Consider the following 20,477-nt stretch of genomic DNA (forward strand, 5'->3'; position numbering starts at 1 on the left):
GCCGGGGCCAACAATTATGGAGTGGCCCAGTTCATGGCATATGATCCCGATGCGGAAACCGTAGGCGAAGGCTCGAAGGAGCCGGTCCCGGCCGAAGTGTCGGAGGCGATCCGCACCCTCATCCGCTGGTCGGGCGATGCGCCTGAGCGGGAGGGGCTGGTGGAAACGCCCGAGCGGGTGGCGCGCGCCTGGCGCGAATATTGCCGGGGCTATAATGATGATCCGGCCTATCATCTTTCGCGCATCTTCCATGAGGTGGGCGGCTATGACGATGTCGTGCTGCTGAAGGATATTCCGTTCCAGTCGCATTGCGAACATCATATGGCACCGATTGTCGGGCGCGCGCACATCGCCTATCTGCCCGGCGATTATGTGGTCGGCATTTCCAAGCTGGCCCGTGTGCTGCACGCCTATGCCAACCGGCTGCAGGTGCAGGAACGGCTGACCTCCGAAGTCGCCAACTGCATCTGGGAAAACCTCAAGCCCCAGGGCGTCGCCGTGGTGATCGAGGCGACCCATGGCTGCATGACCGGCCGCGGCGTGCGCACCCCCAATGTCATCATGAAGACCAGCCGCATGCTCGGCGTCTTCCGCGACGATGAAAAGTCGCGCGAGGAAGTGCTGAAGCTCATCGCCTCGTGAATGATGTGACCGGAGAGGGGGAGGGCGCCGAGCCCGTCTATCGCCCGATCGGCGGCGCGAAGAAGGATGCCGGGCCGACTGGCCCCTTGCCGCTGGCCTCGCGCCGGCTGGCGCTCGTGACCGGCGGCCATCGCCGGCTGGGCGGCATCATTTCGGCGGCGCTGGCGCAGGCCGGCTATTCGCTCGCCATCCATGGCAGCCATGACACGCGGCTGGATTCTCATCTGGCGATCGCGCTGGAGGAAAATGGCGCCGAGTGGGAAGGTTTCGTCGTCGACTTCGCTGATCCCGAAGCGGCCGAGGAACTGGTCGCGCAGGTCGCCGAACGGTTCGGCCGGCCGCCCGACCTGCTGGTCAACAGCGCGGCGATCTTCGGCCAGGACCGGATCGACAGCGTCACCGCCGACGATCTGATGCGCCATTATGCGGTCAATTGCGCCGCGCCCGCGATGCTGACCAAGGCGTTCGCGACCGTTCCGGCCGGGACCGGCGATCGCTGCATCGTCAATATCCTCGACCAGCGGATCGACCATCCCCATGGCGATCAGCTGGCCTATACGCTGTCCAAGCTGGCGCTGGCCGGCCTGACGAAGACGGCGGCCAGCAGTCTGGCGCCGCAGGTGCGGGTCAATGCGGTGGCGCCCGGCCTTACCATCGCCACGCCCGACTATGATGCGGAACAGATGGCGCGGCTGGAGCAACTGATGCCGCTTGGGCGGCTGCCGCAGGCGGAGCAGATCGCGCAGGCGGTGCTTTATCTCGCCGGCGCGACGGCGGTGACGGGCCAGACCCTCTATGTCGATGGCGGCGCCCATATGCGCAGCTATGATCAGGATTTCATGCATCTTTGCCGATAGGATCGGCAAAATCGCCGCACTTCAAAGGCTGGCGATCCGTTTTTGGCCGACATAGATCGGCGCTGACAGCTTAGGGAGACGGCAATGGCATATGAAACGATCCTGGTGGAACAGCAGGGCGCGGTGACGCTCATCACGCTCAACCGGCCGCAGGCGCTCAATGCGCTCAACAGCCAGGTGCTGGCGGATCTGGGCGCGGCCTTTGCCGCCTATGATGCCGACCCGACCCAGCATTGCGCGGTGCTGACCGGCAGCGAAAAGGCCTTTGCCGCCGGCGCCGACATCAAGGAGATGGTTGAGAAGGAAGCGGCCGATTTCTTCCTGCAGGATTTCTTCTCCGACTGGCAGACCAAGGTCGTCGCCACCCGCAAGCCGTGGATCGCGGCGGTTGCCGGCTTTGCGCTGGGCGGCGGCTGCGAACTGGCGATGATGGCGGACTTCATCCTGGCGGCCGACACCGCCAAGTTCGGCCAGCCCGAGGTGAAGCTGGGCGTGGCGCCGGGCATGGGCGGGTCGCAGCGGCTGACCCGCGCGGTGGGCAAGGCCAAGGCGATGGAAATGTGCCTGACCGGCCGGATGATGGGCGCCGAGGAGGCCGAGCGCGCCGGTCTGGTCGCGCGGATCGTGCCGGCGGCCGAGTTGCTGGAGGATGCGCTCAAGACGGCTGCGGCCATTGCGGCGATGCCGCCGATGGCGGCGATGGTGAACAAGGAAATGGTCAATATCGCGTTCGAGACCAATCTGGCCCAGGGCATTTTGACCGAGCGCCGCCTGTTCCAGATCCTGACTGCGACGCAAGACAAGAAGGAAGGCATGACCGCCTTCGTCGAGAAGCGTCCGGGCGTCTGGAAGGGGCGCTGAGGGATCCTTCTTCGAAAAGAAGAGGGCATGCAATTTTTGATCCTCCCCAGGCCAGGCCTGGGAAGGATTTTTTGTGCGTGTGTGCGAGGAAGCGGGCATTGATTGCGAAATCTCAATGCTTTGAGGCGCCTCGTTCCGCTTGAGAAATCATCATAAGCGCGTGGTGGATTTTCCCGAAGGGCTCGTTTCAGATGACAAATGGATGACATGGCTGCGCTCGCCCGAAGGGATGATCGACAGGCCAGGGTCCGGAGAGGAACGGCGCGATAGCCCGAAGGGGCGGGCGCTCCTGATTGGCGCGAACTGCCCTTTTGCAGGGCCTACAGGGAGCCTCTATGCCTTCGATTTCGTCCGTCCGTCGCGTGTCTCGCGCTGCGCTGCTGCTTGCCTGCTGCGCGGGTGCCTTATCCACTGCCGCCTTTGCGCAGGAGGCTGCTCCAACGGACGAAAATGACAGCATCACCGTGACCGGTCGTCGTATCTCGCAATCGGCCGAAGCCATCGGCGAGGACAAGGTCAGCAATGTCGTCGCGGTGACGCGTGAGGCGCTGCTGTCGGCGCCATCGGGTATTTCGGGCCTCAAGATGCTGGAGCAGTTGCCAGGCTTCAACGTGCAGACCGACGGCGCGCTGGGCCTTTATGAATTTGGTAACAGCGTGCAGACCCGCGCCTTCAACCTGGACCAGATCGGCTTCGTGGTGGACGGCATCCCGACCGGCCGCAGCGACGCCTTTGGCGGGAGCCCGGTCTTCCGCTATGTCGACAATGAAAATCTGGGCGTGGTGGAAGCGGCCGTGGGCGCGGGTGATGTCGGCCTGCCCAGCTACTCCACGCTTGGCCCGGTGGTGCAGTATAACAGCATCAAGCCGCAGGAAGAGATGGGCCTGTTCGTGTCCCAGAGCTTCGGCGACTTCAACATGAAGCGCACCTTCATCCGCGCCAGCACCGGTCAGGTGGGGCCGTTCCGGGCCTATGTCAGCCGCACCAAGCTGGACACCGATCTGTGGCGCGGCGACGGCACGGTCGACCGCGAACATTGGGAAGGCATGTTGCACGCCGATCTGGGTGGGGACAGCTGGGCGCGGTTCAAGTTCGTGTCGAACAAGTTCAACGACTTCGACTCCCCGTCGCTCAGCCGCAGCCAGTATCTGACCGGCACCGATGTGGGCGGCAAGAGCGGCCGGGATCGCGGCTATATCTCGGTCGTGCCCAACACGACGCCTGGCTTCGCGCCGGTTCCGGGCGGCCCGGCCTATAGCAACGCCAACTATGCCTATACCAATACGCTGGCGATCAATGTGCGCGACGACAAGCTGTATGGCGGCACCGTCCATGCCGGCATCGCCGATGGCATCTGGGCCGAAGCGACCGCCTATTATGAAGACAAGGGCGGTTATGGCGTGTCGCCGGACACCTATGCCAACAGCCTGCTGCAATATCAGCGGCAGTCGGCCGCCGGCATTGCCCTGTTCGCCCCCAAGGGGACGCAATATGGGCTGTCTACGGTGGGTGGCGACCGCTATGGCCTGACGAGCAAGCTGCACTGGGAAATCGGTGCGCATACGCTGGAAGTGGGGCTGTGGGGCGAAGTCGACACCTATAATCGCACCCAGGCGCGCTACAACACGACGGACGGTTCGCCCGCCAGCGCGCCCAATCTGGATGAACTGGTCTATGTTCGCCGCGATTATCAGAGCCAGCGCAACACGACCCAGGCCTTCCTGAAGGATCGCGTCGCTCTGCTGGACGACAGGCTGATCTTCGACCTGGGCGTCAAGGCGCTGAACATCGATTATCGCTATGGCGGCTATCGCGATTTCAACGATTATTATCGTGCCGGCGCGACCGCGGGATCCTGGGTGCCGGGCTGGGGGCCGCAGCAATTGCGCACCAGCTATAGCGATGGTTTCCTGCCGATGGCCGGCGTCCTCTACAAGTTCGACAATCAGAGCCAGTTCTTCGCATCCTATGCGGACAATATGGCCCTGCCCAAGGGGCTGGACGATGTCTTCTCTGTGTCGCTGAACAGCAGCCCGGCGGGCGTGCCCGCGCCAGCACCGGAACGGTCGCAGAATTTCGAAGCCGGCGTCCGCACCAATCAGGGCGAATTTTACGCGTCCTATGCGGTCTATTACACCAAGTTCAAGAACCGCATCCAGTCGATCGGGTCGATCCTGCCGGGCACGACCAACGTCATCGAAACCTTCTATCAGAATGTCGGTCGGGTTTCTGCCTATGGCGCCGAATTCAGCGGCACCTACAAGCCGCGCTTCCTGAATGGCCTGGCCTATTTCAACCTGAACGCGACCTATAATATCGCCAAGTTCAAGGATGATATCGTCACGGCCGCGACCACATACCGGACCGACGGAAAATATATTCCCGACAGCGCCAAATGGATCGTCAATGGCGGCGTGACCATCGAGCCGGCGAGCTGGCTGGTGGGTAATATCAGCGGCAAATATACGTCGCGTCGCTGGTCGACCTTCGACAATTCGGCCGGGTCGAGCGTCAAGGGTTTCACCGTGTTCAGCGCCTATGTCGACATTGGCGATGGTATCACGCTGGGCCCGGTCAAGGGGGTGAAGGCACGCTTCAACCTCGACAATATCTTCGACAAGGACACGCTGTCCTATATCTCGCCGGCGGTGACGGGCGACGGCAATTTCCGGCCGCTGTCCCCACGCACCTTCCAGTTCACCATTTCGGGCGAAATCTGATGCGGAATGCTTATCTGATGGGGGCAGCGCTGGTCGCGCTGCTCCCGATCGCGGCGCAGGCCCAACCAAAAACAGTGTCGAAACAGGTCTATCAGCTACACCAGAAGCTGATCACGCTCGACAGCCATCTCGATACCCCGGCCTCGCTCGACCTGCCGGACTGGTCGATCGACGAGGAGCATGGCGTCCATAGCGACTATACCCAGGTCGACCTGCCGCGGATGAAGAAGGGCGGCCTGGATGGCGGTTTCTGGGCGATCTACACTGGGCAGGGGCCGCTGACGATCGAGGGCTTCCGCAAGGCGCGCGATTTCGCGCTGCTGCGCGGCATGTCGATCCGATCGATGGTGGCCGCCGACCCCGACAATTTCACGCTGGCGCTGCAGGCCAAGGACGCCGCGCCGATCGCGGCGGCGGGCAAGCGCATCGTCTATATGTCGATCGAAAATGCCTATCCGCTCGGCGAGGATGTCTCGCTGATCAAGACATTCTACGACATGGGCGTGCGGGTGTCGGGCTTTGCCCATTTCGCGCATAACCAGTTCGCCGACAGCTCGACCGATCCGTCAAAGAAGCCGCGCTATGGCGGCCTCAGCCCGCTCGGCAAGGAATTGCTGAAGGAGATGAACCGCCTCGGCATCGTCCCCGACGCCTCGCACAGCTCAGACCAGGTGCTGGACGATCTGCTGGCGCTGTCGACCACGCCGGTGCTGCTGACCCATTCGGGCTGCAAGGCCGTCTATGACCATCCGCGCAACATCGATGACGATCATCTGAAAGCGCTGGCGGCCAAGGGCGGCGTGATCCAGATGAATGCCTATGGCGCCTATCTGCGCGCGTCCAAGCCCAATCCGGAACGGCAGAAGGCGCTGATGGCGCTCTACAGCCAGATGCGGGAGGACGCCAAGGTTTCGCCCGAGGCGCGGACCGCGATGCTCGCCAAGCGGCAGGAGATCGACCGGCTCTATCCCGACACCGACCGGCCGACCTTCGACGATTTCATGGCGCATATGCTGCATGCGCTGAAGGTCGTTGGCCCCGATCATGTCGGCATCGGCCTGGATTGGGACGGTGGCGGCGGTGTCGTCGGCATGGAGGATGTGGTCGATCTGCCCAAGATCACCGACGCCCTGCTGAAGGCCGGCTACAGCGAGGCTGACGTACAGAAAATCTGGTCCGGCAATGTGCTGCGCGTGCTGGCCGCGGCCGAGGCGGGCAAGCAGAAATAAGGACTTGTGCCGGACCGGCCGTGGCTGGTCCGGCATGAAATCTTGTTAAGCCAATCGACGGGGGCGTTCCGGCCCGCTAAGGGGAGTCGGCACCAGAAAGGAGCGGTCGCATTTCGCCCATGCAGCACAAGCCGAAGCGCAGCCGGGCAATCGCCCTGCCGAACAGCGAGTTTCGCGCCCGCGCCACCGAATATCTCGATTTCCTCGCCGCCTGGGTGAAGAAGCCCCGGCAGACCGCCTCTGTCGTGCCCAGCAGCCGCTATCTGGCGCGGCTGATGGTGGCCGACATTGATCCGCAGGGCGGCCGCGTGCTGGAACTGGGCGGGGGCACCGGCGTCTTCACCCGCGCCATCCTGGAAACCGGACTTGCCGCCGACCAGCTGGAGGTGGTGGAGATCAACCCCGCCTTCGCGCGCGGCCTGCGGCGTCATTTCCCCCATGTCTCGATCCTGGAGACGCCGGCGCAGATCGTCTCGGTCGCGGCCGCCGGTGGCCCCGGCGACTATCAGACCGTGGTAAGCGGCCTGCCGCTTCTGGCGATGGACCGGGCGATGCACATCGACATATTGTCGGAAGCCTTCCGCATGCTGAAGCCGGGCGGCAGCCTGGTGCAGTTCACCTATTCGACACGGCCGCCGGTCAGCCGTGTGGTGCTGGACCAGCTTGGTTTGGAGGTTGTCCGCGCCGGCCATACGGTGCGCAATTTCCCGCCAGCGACGGTCTTCCGCTTCACCCGACGGGGCGAATGATCGGGGCAAGAGAAAAGGGCCGCATCGGATGATGCGGCCCTTCCTGTTTCTGCCTCAGTAGAAGGCGCCGTAGACGACATCGACCACACGGCGCGACCGGACCTCGACCAGCAGCAGGTCGGGGCCATAGCGCACCCAGCGATAGCCATAAGGCGGCGCGCCCAGGCCCAGGCGCCAATAGTCATTGTAATAATAATAGCTGGAGAAGAAGACCGCCGGCAGGAACAGGCCGACCGTCCAGCGCCGATAGCGATAGCCATGGGGATAGCGGAAGGCCGGGCCGGGGATCGGCCGGAAATTGGGCGGACGGCCGGCGCCGGGGCGATGCGGCTGGCCTGGCCGTGGTGGCTGGACGCCGGGACCACCGGGACGGGGCGGCTGGGGCGAAGGGCCACCCGGACGGGGTGGTTGAACTGCCGGTCCACCTGGCTGGCCCGGACCGGGCGAAGGCTGTCCGGGGCGGGGCGGTTGCGGGCGAGAAGCACCGGGCCGGGACGGCTGTGTCGACGGACCGCCGGGGCGGGAAGGCTGCACTGATCCGCCGGGGCGTGAGGGGGCGGGGGCAGGGCGCGTGGACGGAGATGGTCGAGCGCCGCCGCCTGATGGTGGTCGGCCGCCCTGCTGGGCAATGGCGATATCGGGAACGACGATCAACGCGATCGACAGATAGAGAATTGCCTTTTTCATAGCCTTCTCCACATGGTGGGGCGTCAAGCCTATGCGCGCTCATTACCGGCTTCAATCTTTTTCCAATATGTTGCCCTGCTTCGCTATTTGCCGCGCTGCCGGTTGCATGGCGCGGTCCGCCTCCTATCTTGCCGACACAAGGAAAGGGGGCGCTGCCGCATGGCATCCATCATCGAAATCAAGGGCCTGACGAAAAGCTATGCGTCGGGCTTTCAGGCGCTCAAGGGCGTCGACCTGAATATCGAGGAGGGCGAGATTTTCGCGCTGCTCGGCCCCAATGGCGCGGGCAAGACGACGATGATCTCGATCATCTGCGCCAATGTCCGCCCCTCTGGCGGCACCGTGACGGTCGCCGGCCATGACATCATCCGCGACTATCGCGGCGCGCGCGCTGCAATCGGGCTGGTGCCGCAGGAACTCAATACCGACCAGTTCGAGCGAGTGATCGACACCGTCACCTTCAGCCGCGGCCTGTTCGGCAAGCCGCGCAACGACGCCTATGTCGAAAAGGTGCTGCGCGACCTGTCGTTGTGGGACAAGCGTAACAACAAGATCCGCGAGCTTTCCGGCGGCATGAAGCGCCGGGTTATGATCGCCAAGGCGCTGAGCCATGAGCCGCGCGTCCTGTTCCTCGACGAGCCGACCGCCGGCGTCGACGTCGAACTGCGCCGCGACATGTGGAAGCTGATCGGCGAACTGCGCCAGACCGGCGTCACCATCATCCTAACCACCCATTATATCGAGGAAGCCGAGGAGATGGCCGACCGGGTGGGCGTCATCAACCATGGCCAGTTGATGCTGGTCGAGGACAAGACCGCGCTGATGGAGAAGCTGGGCAAGAAGACGCTGTCGATCATGCTGGCCGAGCCGATCGAGGCGCTGCCGCCCGAACTGGCCGACTGGGATGTGGCGCTGAAGGCGCAGGGGCAGGAGATCGAATATCTGTTCGACACCCGCGCTGAACGCACCGGCGTCTCCTCGCTGCTGCGCAAGCTGGGCGATCTCGGTATCGGCTACAAGGATCTCAACACGCGGCAGAGCAGCCTGGAGGATATTTTCGTGAGCCTGGTCCATCAGGAGAAAGCGGCATGAACGGCCCCAATCTGCGCGCGGTCGCCGCCATCTACAAGTTCGAGCTGCACCGGTTCCGGCGCACCTGGCTGACCGGCCTGCTGGTGCCGGTCATCACCACTTCGCTCTATTTCATCGTGTTCGGCGGGGCGATCGGATCACGCATGACCGAGATTGACGGCATTCCCTATGCCGCCTTCATCGTGCCGGGCCTCATCATGATGTCGATGTTCACGGAGAGCATCTTCAACGCCAGCTTCGGCATCTACATGCCCAAATTCACCGGCACCATCTACGAACTGCTGTCGGCGCCGGTGTCGGCGATGGAGACGGTGATCGCCTATGTCGGGGCGGCGGCGACCAAGGCGCTGATCGTCGGCTTCATCATCTTTGCCACGGCCCATCTGTTCGTCGATTTGCCGGTGGCCCATCCCTTCGCCATGGTCGGCTTCATGCTGCTGATTGCGGTGAGCTTCTGCCTGTTCGGCTTCATCCTGGGCATCTGGGCGCAGGGGTTCGAGCAGTTGCAGGTGATCCCGCTGCTGATCATCACGCCGATGACCTTCCTGGGCGGCGCCTTCTACTCGATCCACATGCTGGCCGAGCCATGGCGCACTATCACCCTGTTCAACCCGATCGTCTATCTGATCTCGGGATTCCGCTGGACCTTCTTTGGCAGGGGCGATGTCGGGATCGAGTTCAGCCTGTTGTTCGTGGGCGGCATGCTGGCGGTATGCCTCGGCATCATCGCCTGGGTGTTCCGCACCGGCTATCGGCTCAAGAAGTAACGAAAAAAGAAAAGGGCGGCCATTGGCCGCCCTTCTTCATTCGGGTCGATGCGATGCCAGTGCCGATCAGGCGGCGGCGCTCTGCGGATCGACCGCGAACAGGGTCACGCCCTTATATTTGTCGTCGCCCTGGTCATAGAGGCCGTGCATCGCCTCGAACGTCTCGTCCAGAATCTCGACATCGCTCAGGCCCGCCAGCTTGAACGTGCCCAGCTTCAGCTCGCGCGGCGGGCGGCCGTCGCGGTCCGTGGTCACGGCGTCCATGAACATCTCGTCATGGCGCGTGTAGAGGATGTGCGGGGCCAACGTGACGACCATCTTGTTATAGGTCGCCTTGAGGCACTTCTGAAGCGCGATCGCTTCGAAGATAGGGGTCGGAGAGTCCATGATGGGCCGCCCATATCAAGAAACACGGCCCCGTTTCAATTGCTTTGTGCGTCGCACCATGTGCCTGCCGTGCAACCGGCCGGATTTTCACGACGAATTGTGCGGCCGTTTTCCTAGCGCAGAACCAGCCCCAGCCGGTCGCGCAGCGACCAGCGCGCGATCAGCAGGATCGCCACCGTGCCGAGGCCCGCAGCCAGGCCGAACCAGATGCCCACGCCATGCAGCCCCATCGGGAAAGCGAGCAGGGCGCCGACGCCGATACCGATGATCCAGTAGCCGAAAAGGGCAAAGATCATCGGCACCTTGGTATCCTGGATGCCGCGCAGCACGCCGGCGCCGACGGCCTGGGCAGCATCGACCAGCTGGAACAGCGCGGCAACCGCCAGGAAGCTGACCGCCAGATTGGCGGTGGCGAGATTGGCCGGATCATGGACGTCGAGGAAGATCGACACCAGCGGTCGCGGGATCAGGACCAGCATCAGCGCAGCCGCCATGGCGAAGCCGGTGCCGACGATCAGCGCCAGCCAGCCGGCCCGACCGATCGCGGCGGGATCGGATCGGCCATAGGCGACGCCGACGCGCACGGTCGCGGCCTGACCAATGCCCATCGGCACCATGAAGACCAGCGAGGCGATCTGGATCGCCACGGCATGGGCGGCGAGCGATTCCCGGTCGATCAGCCCCATCAGGAAGGCAGAGGCATTGAACACCGTGACTTCCAACCCCAGCGTGATCGCGATCGGCAGGCCCAGCGTCCAGACGGCGCGCTGCCGGTCGCGGTCACGCGTCCAGAAGCGGCCCATCAGCCGATAACGGCGGAATCGGCGATCGACCAGGATGACGGTCAGCAGGCCCAGGAACAGGAAGGTCGAGGACAGGGTGCTGGCGATGCCGGCACCCAGCAGGCCGAGCGCGGGCAGGCCGAGATGACCGAAGATCAGCGCCCAGCCGACCAGCACGTTGAACGGTATGCCGAGCAGCATGATGATGAGGCCCCAGAGCGGGCGCTCCAGTGCCGAGATGAAGTTGCGCAGCGTGGTGAAGCAGAGGAAGGGCAGCAGTGCCCATTGCATGCCGCGCATCAGATGGCCGGCTTCGCGCGCCAGGTCCGGCTCCTGGCCCATGGCGCGCAATATCGCCTCGCAATGCCACAGGATCAGCCAGGCGGGCAGCACGAAGAAGGCGGCGGCGCGCAGCGTTTGGTGGACGGTGCGGCGCACGTCGCGCACCGAATGGCGGCGACGGCCGCGTTCGCTGGCGATCAGCGGCGCGGCGGCGGTGACGAGGCCAAGGCCGAAGATCAGCAGCGCGTTGAAGAGATTGATCGCCAGCGCCCCGGCGGCGACAGCTTCCGCGCCCAGCCGGCCCACGAGCAGCAGATCGGTCGCGGCAATCCCCGACCAGGCGACATTGCCCGCGATCATGGGAATGGCGAGCGTGACGAGCGCGCGCGCCTCGATGCGCCAGGGGGAAGATTGGGTCACGTGGATCGTCCGGGCTGGGGAAGCGCCGGAAAAGGCGCGGGCGCTCCCCTTAATCGCCTCAGTGCTTCTTGAACAGATGCAGCACGGCAACGATGATGCCGCCGATCACCAGACCGACAATGCCCGCGCCGATCGCATTCACCAGCCAGTCGATCACCGGACCGATCGCGGGCACGGCATGGGCGGCGCCTTGCGCCAGATGATGGATCGTGCCGGGGATCAGATCCCAATGGAATTCGTGCAGGCCATGGACGATCAGGCCGCCGCCGACCCACAACATCGCCGCCGTACCGACCACACCCAGCACACTCATCACGACCGGCATCGCCTTCACCAGGCCGCGGCCGATGGCGCGCGTTGCCGCGCCGCTGCGCTGGGCGAGGTGCAGGCCGATATCGTCCATCTTCACGATGAAGCCGACCACACCATAGACGCCGGCCGTGATCGCGATGGCGACGACGACCAGGATGATCGCCTGTTCCCAGATCGGTTCGCTGGCGACAGTGCCGAGCGCAATCGCCATGATCTCGCCCGACAGGATGAAGTCGGTGCGGATCGCGCTGGAAACCTTCTGGTCCTCCAGTTCCTTGGAGGTCAGGGTTGCGGCCGCATCCGCCACCTCGTCATGGCCGCCCTGGATCGCCTCCAGCAGCTTTTCTGCCGCCTCGAAGCAGAGGAAGGCGCCGCCAAGCATCAGCAGCGGCGGCAGCAGCCAGGGGGCAAAGGCGCTAAGCGCCAGCGCCGCCGGCAGCAGGAACAGCAATTTGTTGCGCAACGATCCGCGCGCGATCTTCCAGATGATCGGCAGTTCGCGGTCGGGCGACAGGCCCATGACATAGTTGGGTGTCACGGCAGTATCGTCGATGACGACGCCGGCGGCCTTTGTGCCGGCCTTGCCGGCGGCAGCGGCGACATCGTCCAGCGACGTGGCCGCCATCTTGGCGATACCGGCAACATCGTCGAGCAGCGCGATCAGACCCGAAGGCATGGTTGAATAATTCCCCTGTTGAAACGGATGGATATCATCCGTGCGCGCTTCTTAATGCGCGGGCAGGGTGGGGGCAATGGAGCGATGATTGCCGGTTCGTGACCGGGCGTCGGCGATATCAGTAATTGCCGGGCGGATCGCTGGCGGGGAAGGATTCGTCGGACTGTTCATCGACCATGTCCCAATCGCTGTCGTCCGCCTGCGGCCCGGCGTCGCGAACGATGCCGGACGAGCCGACCGGGCCGCGATCGTCCGGATCATCGGCCGCGGCACCATCATCCTTGCCGGCCCGTTCCTTCAGGCTCTTCCAGGCAACGGCGCCAAGGCCGGTCAGAAAGGCCAGCTTCAACAATCCCTTCATGGTGTCTCCTTCGACGCACTGTGGAGATGGACCCACTTGGCGGCGTCCTGGTCGATAGCCTCGGGCGAGAGGCGAATTTCGCCCTCTTCGTCCGCGCTGCCGGCATGATCCTCGTCGGCGCCGGTCATGCCGGGCGGAAAGATGGTCCAGCGCTGTTGCAGGGCGGTATCGATCATCGCCTGCCAGGCCGTTACGTCGCCGGTCTCGCGCATGGCGGGGTCGGGCTCCTTGAGCATCGCCAATATGCTGGCGGCGTCCTCGACCCAATAGGGCCAGTTATGCGTTGCCCCGGCGGCGAGATGCCGGGCGAGGCGCTCAAGCAGTGTGCGTTGCTCCATGATGTCCGGAACGTTCATGGCGACTCTCCGTTCCTCATTTTCTCGCCATGCAACTTAATGGCAATCCTCGGGAAATGCCTCTCGGTATTTGAACCGATATGGGACGAAAAAAGGAGGCAGACATGCCCAGAGGCGACAAGCGCCGCTATACCGACAAGCAGAAGCGCAAGGCTGCGCATATCGCGCAAAGCTATGAAGAACGCGGTGTCTCGCATGACGAGGCAGAGGCGCGGGCCTGGGCCACGGTGAACAAGGATTCGGGCGGGGGCAACCTGTCGGGATCGGGGCGGGGCAAGCCCGACAGCCATGCCGCGGATCGGCGCAAGGCCGCGGATCGATCGGCTGCGGCGAAGAAGGGCTGGGAAACGCGCCGTCGCCGGGTGCAGGGCTGACATCAGGGCGAGAAGATATCGCCGTTGCTGAAATGGGCGGCGAGATGATCGATCCAGGCGCGCACCAGCGGCGGCAGCCCGGTGCGAGTGGTGAAGACGAGATGGACGATCCCCTCCTGCGCCTGCCATTCCGGGAACGGCTGCGCCAGCGCGCCCGAGCGCGACGATCTGGACGTGGCCCTTGGGATAGAGCGTCAGGAAATCGGGCAATGGGGCGGTGACGGCGATGCGGCACTGCTCATGGACCGACAGGCCAAGCTCGGTGAGCAGGAGCCGCCGCGATGAGCGTTCGATCAGCCGCCCAAGGCAAAAAAAAAGCCGCCCGGTGACGGGCGGCTTTCTCGTTTGTCAGAGCGAAGAGGCTCAGGCTTCTTCGGCCGGGGCTTCTTCCGCCTCGACGGCGATTTCGCCCGGCTCGGCGTTCGGATCGTAATCCTCGGTGAAGCCGGCTTCGTCCTTCTCGAACAGGTCGGCCATCACGTCGACGCCCTGCGCCTGCAGTTCGGCTTCTTCCGGCGAGCGGGCAACGTTCACCGTGATGGTGACGGCCACTTCCGGGTGCAGCGCGACCTTGACGTCGAAGACGCCCAGGGTCTTGATCGGACGCTCCAGCACGACCATCGCCTTGGAGACGTTGGTCACGCCATCGGCGTGCAGCGCGTCGACGACGTCACGGACGGCGACCGAGCCGTACAGGTGGCCGGCGTTCGACGACTGGCGGATCAGGACGATCTGCTTGCCGTTGACGCCTTCGGCAGCCTTTTCGGCGTCCGAACGACGAGCGGCGTTGTCGGCTTCGATCTTCGCGCGGTTGGCTTCGAACACAGCCTTGTTGGCGGCGTTCGAACGAAGAGCCTTCTTGTTGGGCAGCAGGAAGTTACGAGCGTAACCATCCTTCACGGTGACGACGTCGCCGATCGCGCCCAGCTTTTCGATGCGCTCAAGGAGAATGATTTCCATGGGTCTTTCTCCCTTACTTCACGATGTAGGGCAGCAGGCCCAGGTGACGGGCGCGCTTGATGGCCTGGGCCAGCTCACGCTGCTTCTTGGCGGACACCGCGGTGATGCGGCTGGGGACGATCTTGCCGCGCTCGGACACGAAGCCCTGCAGCAGACGGACGTCCTTGTAATCGATCTTCGGCGCATCCTTGGCGGCGAAGGGGCAGCTCTTGCGGCGGCGGAAAAACGGGCGTGCCATGTTTCAGATCTCCTTATTCGGCAGCCGGGGCTTCTTCGCGCTCACGGCGCGGGCCACGGTCACCACGGGGGGCACGGTCGCCGCGTTCGGCGCGTTCCTGCTTGCGCATCATCACCGACGGACCGGCTTCCAGCTCTTCGACCTTGATGGTCATGTAGCGGATGATGTCTTCGTTGATCTGGGTCTGACGCTCCAGCTCGGCAATCACGTTGCCCGGTGCGTCGATGTTCAGCATGACGTAGTGCGCCTTGCGGTTCTTGGCGATCTTGTACGCGAGCGAACGCAGACCCCAGGTCTCGACCTTGGTCACCTTGCCTTCATTTTCCTCGACGATCTTGGTGGCGGTTTCCGCCAGAGCGTCCACCTGCGCCTGTGCCAGATCCTGGCGCGCAAGGAACACATGCTCGTAAAGAGCCATGGGTATTGCCTCATCTGTTGGCCGATCGCTGACGCCCACCCCATGTGGAACGCCCCTCCGGCTGTCGTCTCAAGCATTCGAAATCGTCCGACGTCCGAATCCGGGGCCGAGCGAAGGCGCGCCTATGACGGAAAAGCGGGGGAAAGGCAAGCAGCATCGGTGCAGCCATGGGCGGCAGCGGCCCTGCTTGCAGTCAGGCTTCACCTGTCTCTATCCTGCCTGCCAGAAAAAGAGAAGGAGAGACGGATGGCGGTCGCGATCGCGGCACTGGCGCTGATCTTGCTGATGCTGGCGGCCTATCGCGGCATGAGCGTCATATTGATGGCGCCTTTGCTCGCCATGCTGGCGGTGTTCCTGACCGATCCGGCGGCGGTGCCGACCGCCTTTTCCGGCCTGTTCATGGACAAGGTCGCCACCTTCCTGAAGCTCTATTTCCCGGTCTTCCTGCTGGGGGCGCTGTTCGGCAAGCTGGTCGAGATATCGGGCTTTTCCCGCGCGATCGTGACGGCGGTGATCGGTTTCGTGGGCGCGGGAAGGGCGATCCCGGCGATCATGATCGTAACGGCGCTGCTGACCTATGGCGGGGTCTCGGTCTTCGTGGCGGTGTTCGCCGTCTATCCCTTCGCCGCCGAGATGTTCCGCCGCGCCGATATTCCCAAGCGGCTGGTGCCCGCGACCATCGGTCTTGGCGCGCTGACCTTCACCATGGATGCGCTGCCGGGCACGCCGCAGATCCAGAATGTCATTCCGGCCAGCTTCTTTGGCACCACCGCCTGGGCGGCGCCGGTGCTGGGCGTGATCGGATCGGTGGTGATCGCGGCGACGGGCCTTGCCTATCTCAACTGGCGGCGCCGGGCGATGGCGGCCGCGGGGGAGGGCTATGGCGCGCCCGAGACGCTGGTCAACGAACCCGATCGGCAGGAAGAGGCGGTGACCGTCCACCCGCTGGTCGCGTTGCTGCCGCTGCTGGTGGTGGGGCTTGGCAATCTGGCGTTGACGCTGCTGATCCCGCGCATCACCGGCGGGGCGGAGACGGTGAGCATTCGGCTGGCGGGTCTGCCCGGTCCGGTGACAGCGAAGGTGGCACAACAGGCGGCGCTGTGGGCGGTGGAGGGGGCGCTGCTGCTGGGCATCGCCACCATCCTGATCTTCGCTTTCCCGGTCGTGGCGCGGCGCTTTGCGGAAGGATCGAAGGCGGCGGTCGGCGGCGCCTTGCTGGCGGGGATGAACACGGCGGTCGAATATGGCTTTGGCGGAGTGATCGCGGCGCTGCCCGGCTTCCTGGTCGTCAAGGACGCTGAAGGCGGTGCCCAACCCGCTGATCAACGAAGCGATTACGGTGACGACGCTGGCCGGCATCACCGGATCGGCGTCGGGCGGCCTGTCGATCGCGCTGGCGGCGATGGCGGACCAGTTCGTGGCGGCGGGCGATGAGGCGGGTATACCGCGCGAAGTGCTGCACAGGGTTGCGTCGATGGCATCGGGGGGCATGGACAGCCTGCCGCATAATGGCGCGGTCATCACCCTGCTGGCGGTGACGGGCCTCACCCATCGCCAGGCCTATAAGGACATATTCGCGCTGACCCTCATCAAGACGATGACCGTCTTCGTCGTGATCGCCGTCTATTATCTGACCGGGCTGGTGTGAACGCGAAAGCGCCCCGGAGCGAAGGCTCCAGGGCGCTTTTCAGGAAGTGGGGGGTAGAGCATCCTCCGATTAGGTTGAATTGGGGGGATGCTCTAATTTCCTTTTGTTTGCCGCATTCTGCGAGTCGTCGGCTGTTCCAGCCGACTTCAGAATGCTCTAGCGGATGGCGCCGGCGACGACCGCGCCGATGATCCCGCTGGTGATCGCGACCAGCACTGCGTCATTGCCCGAGCGGACCCAGTGGTAACCGCGCGGCGGGGCCGACAGGCGATAGCCGCGATAATTGTCGACGACCCGGTAATTGGTCGCATAGCGGCGATCGAAGCGCTGGCCCTTGGCCCAGTGGTGATCGTTGCGCACCACCGTCTTCTTCTGGACGACGGTGCGGTGCGGACCTTCCTTCACGACCCGGACGGTCTCGCGATGGGGCGCGGCCTGGGCCTGGGCGGTGACGATCGGGCTGGCGGCAACGGCGGTGGCGGTCAGGGCCAGGATGATCTTCTTGAACATGTCTTCACTCCTCTTGTTTCAATCGAGGGCGCCGCTTCCGGCGTCGAAGACAGAGATAGGCCGCGCTTGTCGCAAGCCTGTCCCAAGGGTGGGGCAGTTTTGTCGGAAATTGTATCAAAACCCGATTTAAGCTGAATATCGGTTCATAAATGGCGATTTTTCAATGCCTTGTTCGACTCATAGCATCAGCGAGATGGCATTGCCGAAATTGTGCAGCAGGATCGGCAGCAGCAGGCTGCCGGTACGCAGGCGCAGCCAGGCAGCCAGCAGCGAGGGGATGGCGGTAAGCGCCATCACGACCGGATCGAAGCTGAAATGGCCGCCCGAATAGCCGAACGCATGGGCGAGGCCGAACAGGCCGCAGGACAACAGAGCGCCCCAGCCCCAGTCGACGCCCAGGAAGCGGACCCGCCGGGTGAAGGCGCGATCGAGCGCGAAGAGCAGGATGCCGCGATAGAAAGGTTCTTCCTCCAGCCCCGGCATGGTGAGCTGGAAGGCGATTTCCTCCGCGCTGCTCGGATCGTCGGGGAAATAAAGGGCGAGCGCGGTGAAGAAGGCGCAATAGACGAGGGCGACGGGCAGGGCGGCGGTCAGGCTGCCGCGTGCCTGGCGCAGCGTCAGGCCGACCCGCTTCCAGCCGAAGGCGGGCAGGGATGCGACCAGCAAAGTGAGGGCGAGGGCTAGCAGCTTGCCCTGCCAGTTCCAGTCGGCAGCAGGGATGAGGTCGGGGATATGGCGATAGGCGCGGGTCAGCAGCGCGTCATTGGCAGCGACCAGGGCGACGGCAACCAGCAGCCAGCCAGGCCGAAAGCCGCGCCGATCGATCAGGCCGATCGCACCGCCCGCGGCCAGCAGCAGCGCCAGTGTGCCGAGCGGGCCGATGACGCCGTTCATGCTCGCCGCTCCCGCGCGCGGCGGTTCAGTCGGTGGAAGTGGGCAGAGAGACGGGGGGCAGGGGCGTGGCGGTGACGGTCATGCGGGCGAGCAGGATGGGATGATCCTTGCCCTCCAGCAATTGCGCCGTCTGCGGTGCCTGCGCGTCGGCAAAGGGGGTGAGGCTGACCCCGAGCAGCAGCGCACTGCTGATGAGGCTGGCGGCGATCATCTTCATGGAGGCATTCCTTCCAAAGCGCCGGAGCGGCGCTATGGAAGGAGGGATTAGGCAGAAGATGTCGCAGCATTATCCCGGATAACCGCCCTTTTGTCGGAAAATGTATCAGTCTATTCGTGCCGCAGCGCGTCGATCGGGTTGAGGCTGGCCGCCCGGCGGGCGGGGAAATAGCCGAACACCACGCCGATCGCCGCCGAGAAGAGGAAGGCGATCAGATTGACTTGCGGATCGAAGGTGAAGGGGACCTTCATCAGCGGCGCGATGCCGACCGATGCGATGAGGGCAATGACCAGGCCGATCAGGCCGCCCATGCAGGACAGCACGATCGCCTCCACCAGGAACTGCATCAGCACTTCGCGTGCGACCGCACCGATGGCGAGGCGGATGCCGATCTCGCGGGTGCGCTCCGTCACCGACACCAGCATGATGTTCATGATGCCGATGCCGCCGACCAGCAGGGATATGGCCGCGACCGCCGCGACGATCTGGGTCAGGATGGTGGTGGTGCCGGTCAGCGTGTCGCTGATCTGCTTGGTGTCGAAGACGTTGAAATTATCCTCCGCGCCCGCCTTGATCTTGCGCCGCTCGCGCATCAGCTGTTCCAGGCTGTCCTGCACGGTCGCGCTGTCATAGGCGTCGTCAACCGCGACCATGATCTGGCTGATGTCGCGATCGCCGGTGAAGCGGCGCTGGACGAACTTGATCGGCATGACGACGACATCGTCCTGGTCGCCAAAGCCGCCCTGGCCGCGGGTCGCAAGCACGCCCACCACCTGACAGCTCACGCCCTTGATCCGCATCCGCTTGCCGATCGGGTCATTGCCCTGGAACAGGTTGGTGCGCACCGTATTGCCGATGATGCAGACCGATTTGCCGGCCTCTTCCTCGTCCGGCATGAACAGCCGGCCTTCCGACACATTCCAGGACTGGACCTGCGAATAGGCCGACGTCGTGCCATAGACGGTGGTCGACCAGTTATTGCCTTCATAGATGGCGGTGCCGCTCGACTGGACCACCGGCGCCACGGCGCGCACGCCGGTCAGCTGGTTCTCGATCGCGGTCAGGTCCGCTTCCTTGAAATTGGGCGGGCGCGGCCCGCCGCCGCCACGGCCAAAGCCCTGGCCGGGGCGCAGTTGCAGCACATTGGCGCCCAGCGAGCTGATCTGTTCGCGCACGGCGGCGGTCGCGCCATTGCCCAGCGTCACCATGGTGACGACGGCGGCGACGCCGATGATGATGCCGAGCGTCGTGAGGAAGCTGCGCATCTTGTGCCGGTTGATCGCCCTGAAGGCGAGGATGACGGTGGTGCCCAGCATCAGCCCACGGCTCCCTTCTGCGGTCCGCCCAGGCCCTTTTCGATCCGCTCGACCAGACCATCCTTGAAATGGACGATGGTGCGGGCAAATTCGGCCATGTCGGGTTCGTGCGTCACCATCAGCACGGTGATGCCGCTATTCTGGTTGAGGTCGGTCAGCAATTGCATGATCTCCACCGACCGTTCGGAATCGAGATTGCCGGTCGGTTCGTCCGCCAGCAGCACGTCGGGCTGGGTGACGATGGCGCGGGCGATGGCGACGCGCTGTTGCTGGCCGCCGGACAATTCGGCGGGCGTATGGTCCCACCAGTCCTTGAGGCCCACCTTGTCGAGCGCGGCCATGCCCATCTCGTAACGGGTCTTCTTGTCCTCGCCGCGATAGAGCAGGGGTAGCTCGACATTTTCGAGCGCGCTGGTGCGGGCGAGCAGGTTGAAGCCCTGGAAGACGAAGCCGAGATAGCGGCGGCGCAGCAGCGCGCGCTGGTCGCGGTCCAGCGTTTCGACGTGGCGGCCCTTGAACAGGAACTGCCCGCCCGATGGCACGTCGAGGCAGCCCAATATGTTCATCGTCGTCGACTTGCCCGAGCCCGACGGCCCCATGACGGCGACGAAATCGCCCTGTTCGATATCGAGGTCTATGCCCTTGAGCGCCTGAAAGGCGGTGGGGCCGCTGCCGAAGATCTTGGTGATCCCCCGCAGCGAGATGATGGGATCGGCGGCCAT

At 64.3% G+C, this 20,477-nt stretch carries 24 protein-coding genes and 1 pseudogene; 11 read left to right on the top strand and 14 right to left on the bottom strand.

Annotated elements, in window-relative coordinates:
- Positions 1–33: 33 nt before the first annotated feature.
- The 6 genes from folE to BRX37_RS11525 all read left to right on the top strand — a co-directional run bounded on the left by folE (position 34) and on the right by BRX37_RS11525 (position 7,058).
- Positions 34–642 (top strand): GTP cyclohydrolase I FolE, encoded by a 609-nt coding sequence (gene folE / locus BRX37_RS11500; protein ID WP_037507879.1) that lies wholly within the window; start codon positions 34–36, stop codon positions 640–642.
- Positions 639–1,499 (top strand): SDR family oxidoreductase, encoded by an 861-nt coding sequence (locus BRX37_RS11505; RefSeq protein WP_125987074.1) that lies wholly within the window; start codon positions 639–641, stop codon positions 1,497–1,499. Before folE ends, BRX37_RS11505 begins: the two co-directional genes overlap by 4 nt.
- An 84-nt stretch (positions 1,500–1,583) precedes the next feature.
- Positions 1,584–2,360, top strand: coding sequence for an enoyl-CoA hydratase-related protein (locus BRX37_RS11510; RefSeq protein WP_125987076.1), 777 nt, complete (start codon positions 1,584–1,586; stop codon positions 2,358–2,360).
- Between the two features lie 335 nt (positions 2,361–2,695).
- The gene (locus BRX37_RS11515) at positions 2,696–5,080 is read left to right on the top strand and encodes a TonB-dependent receptor (RefSeq protein ID WP_125987078.1); all 2,385 of its coding nucleotides are present in this window, start codon (positions 2,696–2,698) and stop codon (positions 5,078–5,080) included.
- Positions 5,080–6,309, top strand: a complete 1,230-nt coding sequence (locus tag BRX37_RS11520; RefSeq protein WP_125987080.1) for a dipeptidase — start codon at positions 5,080–5,082, stop codon at positions 6,307–6,309. The genes BRX37_RS11515 and BRX37_RS11520 overlap by 1 nt, the downstream gene beginning before the upstream one ends.
- 119 nt (positions 6,310–6,428) lie before the next feature.
- A complete protein-coding gene (locus BRX37_RS11525) occupies positions 6,429–7,058 on the top strand; it encodes a class I SAM-dependent methyltransferase (RefSeq protein ID WP_125987082.1) in 630 nt (209 codons plus the stop codon).
- Positions 7,059–7,112: 54 nt separating this feature from the next.
- Here BRX37_RS11525 and BRX37_RS11530 read toward each other — a convergent pair whose 3' ends face one another.
- Positions 7,113–7,745, bottom strand: coding sequence for an RcnB family protein (locus tag BRX37_RS11530; RefSeq protein ID WP_125987084.1), 633 nt, complete (start codon positions 7,743–7,745; stop codon positions 7,113–7,115).
- A gap of 159 nt (positions 7,746–7,904) precedes the next feature.
- On the opposite strand from BRX37_RS11530, the gene BRX37_RS11535 reads away from it, so the two are divergent.
- Positions 7,905–8,837: an ABC transporter ATP-binding protein gene (locus BRX37_RS11535; RefSeq protein ID WP_125987086.1), complete on the top strand. Its 933-nt coding sequence runs from the start codon at positions 7,905–7,907 to the stop codon at positions 8,835–8,837.
- On the top strand, positions 8,834–9,604 hold the full coding sequence (locus BRX37_RS11540; RefSeq protein ID WP_125987088.1) for an ABC transporter permease: 771 nt from the start codon (positions 8,834–8,836) through the stop codon (positions 9,602–9,604). Before BRX37_RS11535 ends, BRX37_RS11540 begins: the two co-directional genes overlap by 4 nt.
- A 66-nt stretch (positions 9,605–9,670) precedes the next feature.
- On the opposite strand, the gene BRX37_RS11545 is transcribed toward BRX37_RS11540, so the two are convergent.
- From BRX37_RS11545 to BRX37_RS11565, 5 genes are all read right to left on the bottom strand, one after another.
- Entirely contained in the window at positions 9,671–9,991 is a 321-nt protein-coding gene (locus BRX37_RS11545) for a WYL domain-containing protein (RefSeq protein WP_004212065.1), read from the bottom strand.
- Between the two features lie 113 nt (positions 9,992–10,104).
- The gene (locus tag BRX37_RS11550; RefSeq protein WP_069336822.1) at positions 10,105–11,415 is read right to left on the bottom strand and encodes an MATE family efflux transporter; all 1,311 of its coding nucleotides are present in this window, start codon (positions 11,413–11,415) and stop codon (positions 10,105–10,107) included.
- Positions 11,416–11,533: 118 nt separating this feature from the next.
- Positions 11,534–12,463, bottom strand: coding sequence for a DUF808 domain-containing protein (locus BRX37_RS11555; RefSeq protein WP_097382726.1), 930 nt, complete (start codon positions 12,461–12,463; stop codon positions 11,534–11,536).
- Positions 12,464–12,581: 118 nt separating this feature from the next.
- Entirely contained in the window at positions 12,582–12,824 is a 243-nt protein-coding gene (locus tag BRX37_RS11560) for a hypothetical protein (RefSeq protein WP_037507886.1), read from the bottom strand.
- Positions 12,821–13,180 carry a hypothetical protein gene (locus tag BRX37_RS11565; protein ID WP_017501193.1) on the bottom strand — a complete coding sequence of 120 codons (360 nt, stop codon included), beginning with the start codon at positions 13,178–13,180 and terminating at the stop codon, positions 12,821–12,823. The genes BRX37_RS11560 and BRX37_RS11565 overlap by 4 nt, the downstream gene beginning before the upstream one ends.
- A gap of 104 nt (positions 13,181–13,284) precedes the next feature.
- On the opposite strand from BRX37_RS11565, the gene BRX37_RS11570 reads away from it, so the two are divergent.
- Positions 13,285–13,554, top strand: coding sequence for a plasmid stabilization protein (locus BRX37_RS11570; protein WP_125987090.1), 270 nt, complete (start codon positions 13,285–13,287; stop codon positions 13,552–13,554).
- Between the two features lie 90 nt (positions 13,555–13,644).
- The gene (locus tag BRX37_RS11580; RefSeq protein ID WP_125987092.1) at positions 13,645–13,839 is read left to right on the top strand and encodes a hypothetical protein; all 195 of its coding nucleotides are present in this window, start codon (positions 13,645–13,647) and stop codon (positions 13,837–13,839) included.
- A 78-nt stretch (positions 13,840–13,917) separates the two neighbouring features.
- On the opposite strand, the gene rplI is transcribed toward BRX37_RS11580, so the two are convergent.
- The 3 genes from rplI to rpsF are packed head-to-tail and all read right to left on the bottom strand — an operon-like array spanning position 13,918 to position 15,170.
- Positions 13,918–14,514, bottom strand: coding sequence for a 50S ribosomal protein L9 (gene rplI, locus BRX37_RS11585; RefSeq protein ID WP_004212072.1), 597 nt, complete (start codon positions 14,512–14,514; stop codon positions 13,918–13,920).
- Between the two features lie 13 nt (positions 14,515–14,527).
- Positions 14,528–14,752, bottom strand: a complete 225-nt coding sequence (rpsR, locus tag BRX37_RS11590; RefSeq protein WP_004212076.1) for a 30S ribosomal protein S18 — start codon at positions 14,750–14,752, stop codon at positions 14,528–14,530.
- A gap of 13 nt (positions 14,753–14,765) precedes the next feature.
- Positions 14,766–15,170 (bottom strand): 30S ribosomal protein S6, encoded by a 405-nt coding sequence (gene rpsF / locus BRX37_RS11595; RefSeq protein ID WP_004212077.1) that lies wholly within the window; start codon positions 15,168–15,170, stop codon positions 14,766–14,768.
- Positions 15,171–15,416: 246 nt separating this feature from the next.
- On the opposite strand from rpsF, the pseudogene BRX37_RS11600 reads away from it, so the two are divergent.
- Positions 15,417–16,818, top strand: a pseudogene (locus BRX37_RS11600) (GntP family permease).
- 156 nt (positions 16,819–16,974) lie between these two features.
- Here the strand turns inward: BRX37_RS11600 and BRX37_RS11605 are convergent.
- The 5 genes from BRX37_RS11605 to BRX37_RS11625 form a co-directional block, all read right to left on the bottom strand.
- Complete coding sequence (locus tag BRX37_RS11605; protein ID WP_125987094.1) at positions 16,975–17,328, bottom strand: RcnB family protein; 354 nt, start codon at positions 17,326–17,328, stop codon at positions 16,975–16,977.
- Positions 17,329–17,505: 177 nt separating this feature from the next.
- On the bottom strand, positions 17,506–18,222 hold the full coding sequence (locus tag BRX37_RS11610) for a CPBP family intramembrane glutamic endopeptidase, BDIM_20840 family (protein WP_125987096.1): 717 nt from the start codon (positions 18,220–18,222) through the stop codon (positions 17,506–17,508).
- A 25-nt stretch (positions 18,223–18,247) separates the two neighbouring features.
- Positions 18,248–18,439 (bottom strand): hypothetical protein, encoded by a 192-nt coding sequence (locus BRX37_RS11615; protein ID WP_048937008.1) that lies wholly within the window; start codon positions 18,437–18,439, stop codon positions 18,248–18,250.
- Positions 18,440–18,549: 110 nt separating this feature from the next.
- Positions 18,550–19,755 (bottom strand): ABC transporter permease, encoded by a 1,206-nt coding sequence (locus tag BRX37_RS11620; RefSeq protein WP_004212085.1) that lies wholly within the window; start codon positions 19,753–19,755, stop codon positions 18,550–18,552.
- Complete coding sequence (locus BRX37_RS11625) at positions 19,755–20,477, bottom strand: ABC transporter ATP-binding protein (protein WP_125987098.1); 723 nt, start codon at positions 20,475–20,477, stop codon at positions 19,755–19,757. Before BRX37_RS11625 ends, BRX37_RS11620 begins: the two co-directional genes overlap by 1 nt.

This window comes from Sphingomonas sp. S-NIH.Pt3_0716 (assembly GCF_003950715.1).
GTDB classification, from domain to species: Bacteria; Pseudomonadota; Alphaproteobacteria; order Sphingomonadales; family Sphingomonadaceae; genus Sphingobium; species Sphingobium yanoikuyae_A.

Coding starts and splice junctions, on each gene's coding strand:
- BRX37_RS11605 (WP_125987094.1), bottom strand. CDS start 17,328: ATGTTCAAGAAGATCATCCTGGCCCTGACCGCCACCGCCGTTGCCGCC.
- BRX37_RS11555 (WP_097382726.1), bottom strand. CDS start 12,463: ATGCCTTCGGGTCTGATCGCGCTGCTCGACGATGTTGCCGGTATCGCC.
- BRX37_RS11530 (WP_125987084.1), bottom strand. CDS start 7,745: ATGAAAAAGGCAATTCTCTATCTGTCGATCGCGTTGATCGTCGTTCCC.
- BRX37_RS11545 (WP_004212065.1), bottom strand. CDS start 9,991: ATGGACTCTCCGACCCCTATCTTCGAAGCGATCGCGCTTCAGAAGTGC.
- BRX37_RS11550 (WP_069336822.1), bottom strand. CDS start 11,415: ATGATCGCGGGCAATGTCGCCTGGTCGGGGATTGCCGCGACCGATCTG.
- BRX37_RS11565 (WP_017501193.1), bottom strand. CDS start 13,180: ATGAACGTTCCGGACATCATGGAGCAACGCACACTGCTTGAGCGCCTC.
- BRX37_RS11615 (WP_048937008.1), bottom strand. CDS start 18,439: ATGAAGATGATCGCCGCCAGCCTCATCAGCAGTGCGCTGCTGCTCGGG.
- BRX37_RS11610 (WP_125987096.1), bottom strand. CDS start 18,222: ATGAACGGCGTCATCGGCCCGCTCGGCACACTGGCGCTGCTGCTGGCC.
- folE (WP_037507879.1), top strand. CDS start 34: ATGGCATATGATCCCGATGCGGAAACCGTAGGCGAAGGCTCGAAGGAG.
- BRX37_RS11535 (WP_125987086.1), top strand. CDS start 7,905: ATGGCATCCATCATCGAAATCAAGGGCCTGACGAAAAGCTATGCGTCG.
- BRX37_RS11620 (WP_004212085.1), bottom strand. CDS start 19,755: ATGCTGGGCACCACCGTCATCCTCGCCTTCAGGGCGATCAACCGGCAC.
- BRX37_RS11540 (WP_125987088.1), top strand. CDS start 8,834: ATGAACGGCCCCAATCTGCGCGCGGTCGCCGCCATCTACAAGTTCGAG.
- rpsR (WP_004212076.1), bottom strand. CDS start 14,752: ATGGCACGCCCGTTTTTCCGCCGCCGCAAGAGCTGCCCCTTCGCCGCC.
- rplI (WP_004212072.1), bottom strand. CDS start 14,514: ATGGAAATCATTCTCCTTGAGCGCATCGAAAAGCTGGGCGCGATCGGC.
- BRX37_RS11515 (WP_125987078.1), top strand. CDS start 2,696: ATGCCTTCGATTTCGTCCGTCCGTCGCGTGTCTCGCGCTGCGCTGCTG.
- BRX37_RS11510 (WP_125987076.1), top strand. CDS start 1,584: ATGGCATATGAAACGATCCTGGTGGAACAGCAGGGCGCGGTGACGCTC.
- BRX37_RS11560 (WP_037507886.1), bottom strand. CDS start 12,824: ATGAAGGGATTGTTGAAGCTGGCCTTTCTGACCGGCCTTGGCGCCGTT.
- BRX37_RS11625 (WP_125987098.1), bottom strand. CDS start 20,477: ATGGCCGCCGATCCCATCATCTCGCTGCGGGGGATCACCAAGATCTTC.
- BRX37_RS11520 (WP_125987080.1), top strand. CDS start 5,080: ATGCGGAATGCTTATCTGATGGGGGCAGCGCTGGTCGCGCTGCTCCCG.
- BRX37_RS11525 (WP_125987082.1), top strand. CDS start 6,429: ATGCAGCACAAGCCGAAGCGCAGCCGGGCAATCGCCCTGCCGAACAGC.
- BRX37_RS11570 (WP_125987090.1), top strand. CDS start 13,285: ATGCCCAGAGGCGACAAGCGCCGCTATACCGACAAGCAGAAGCGCAAG.
- rpsF (WP_004212077.1), bottom strand. CDS start 15,170: ATGGCTCTTTACGAGCATGTGTTCCTTGCGCGCCAGGATCTGGCACAG.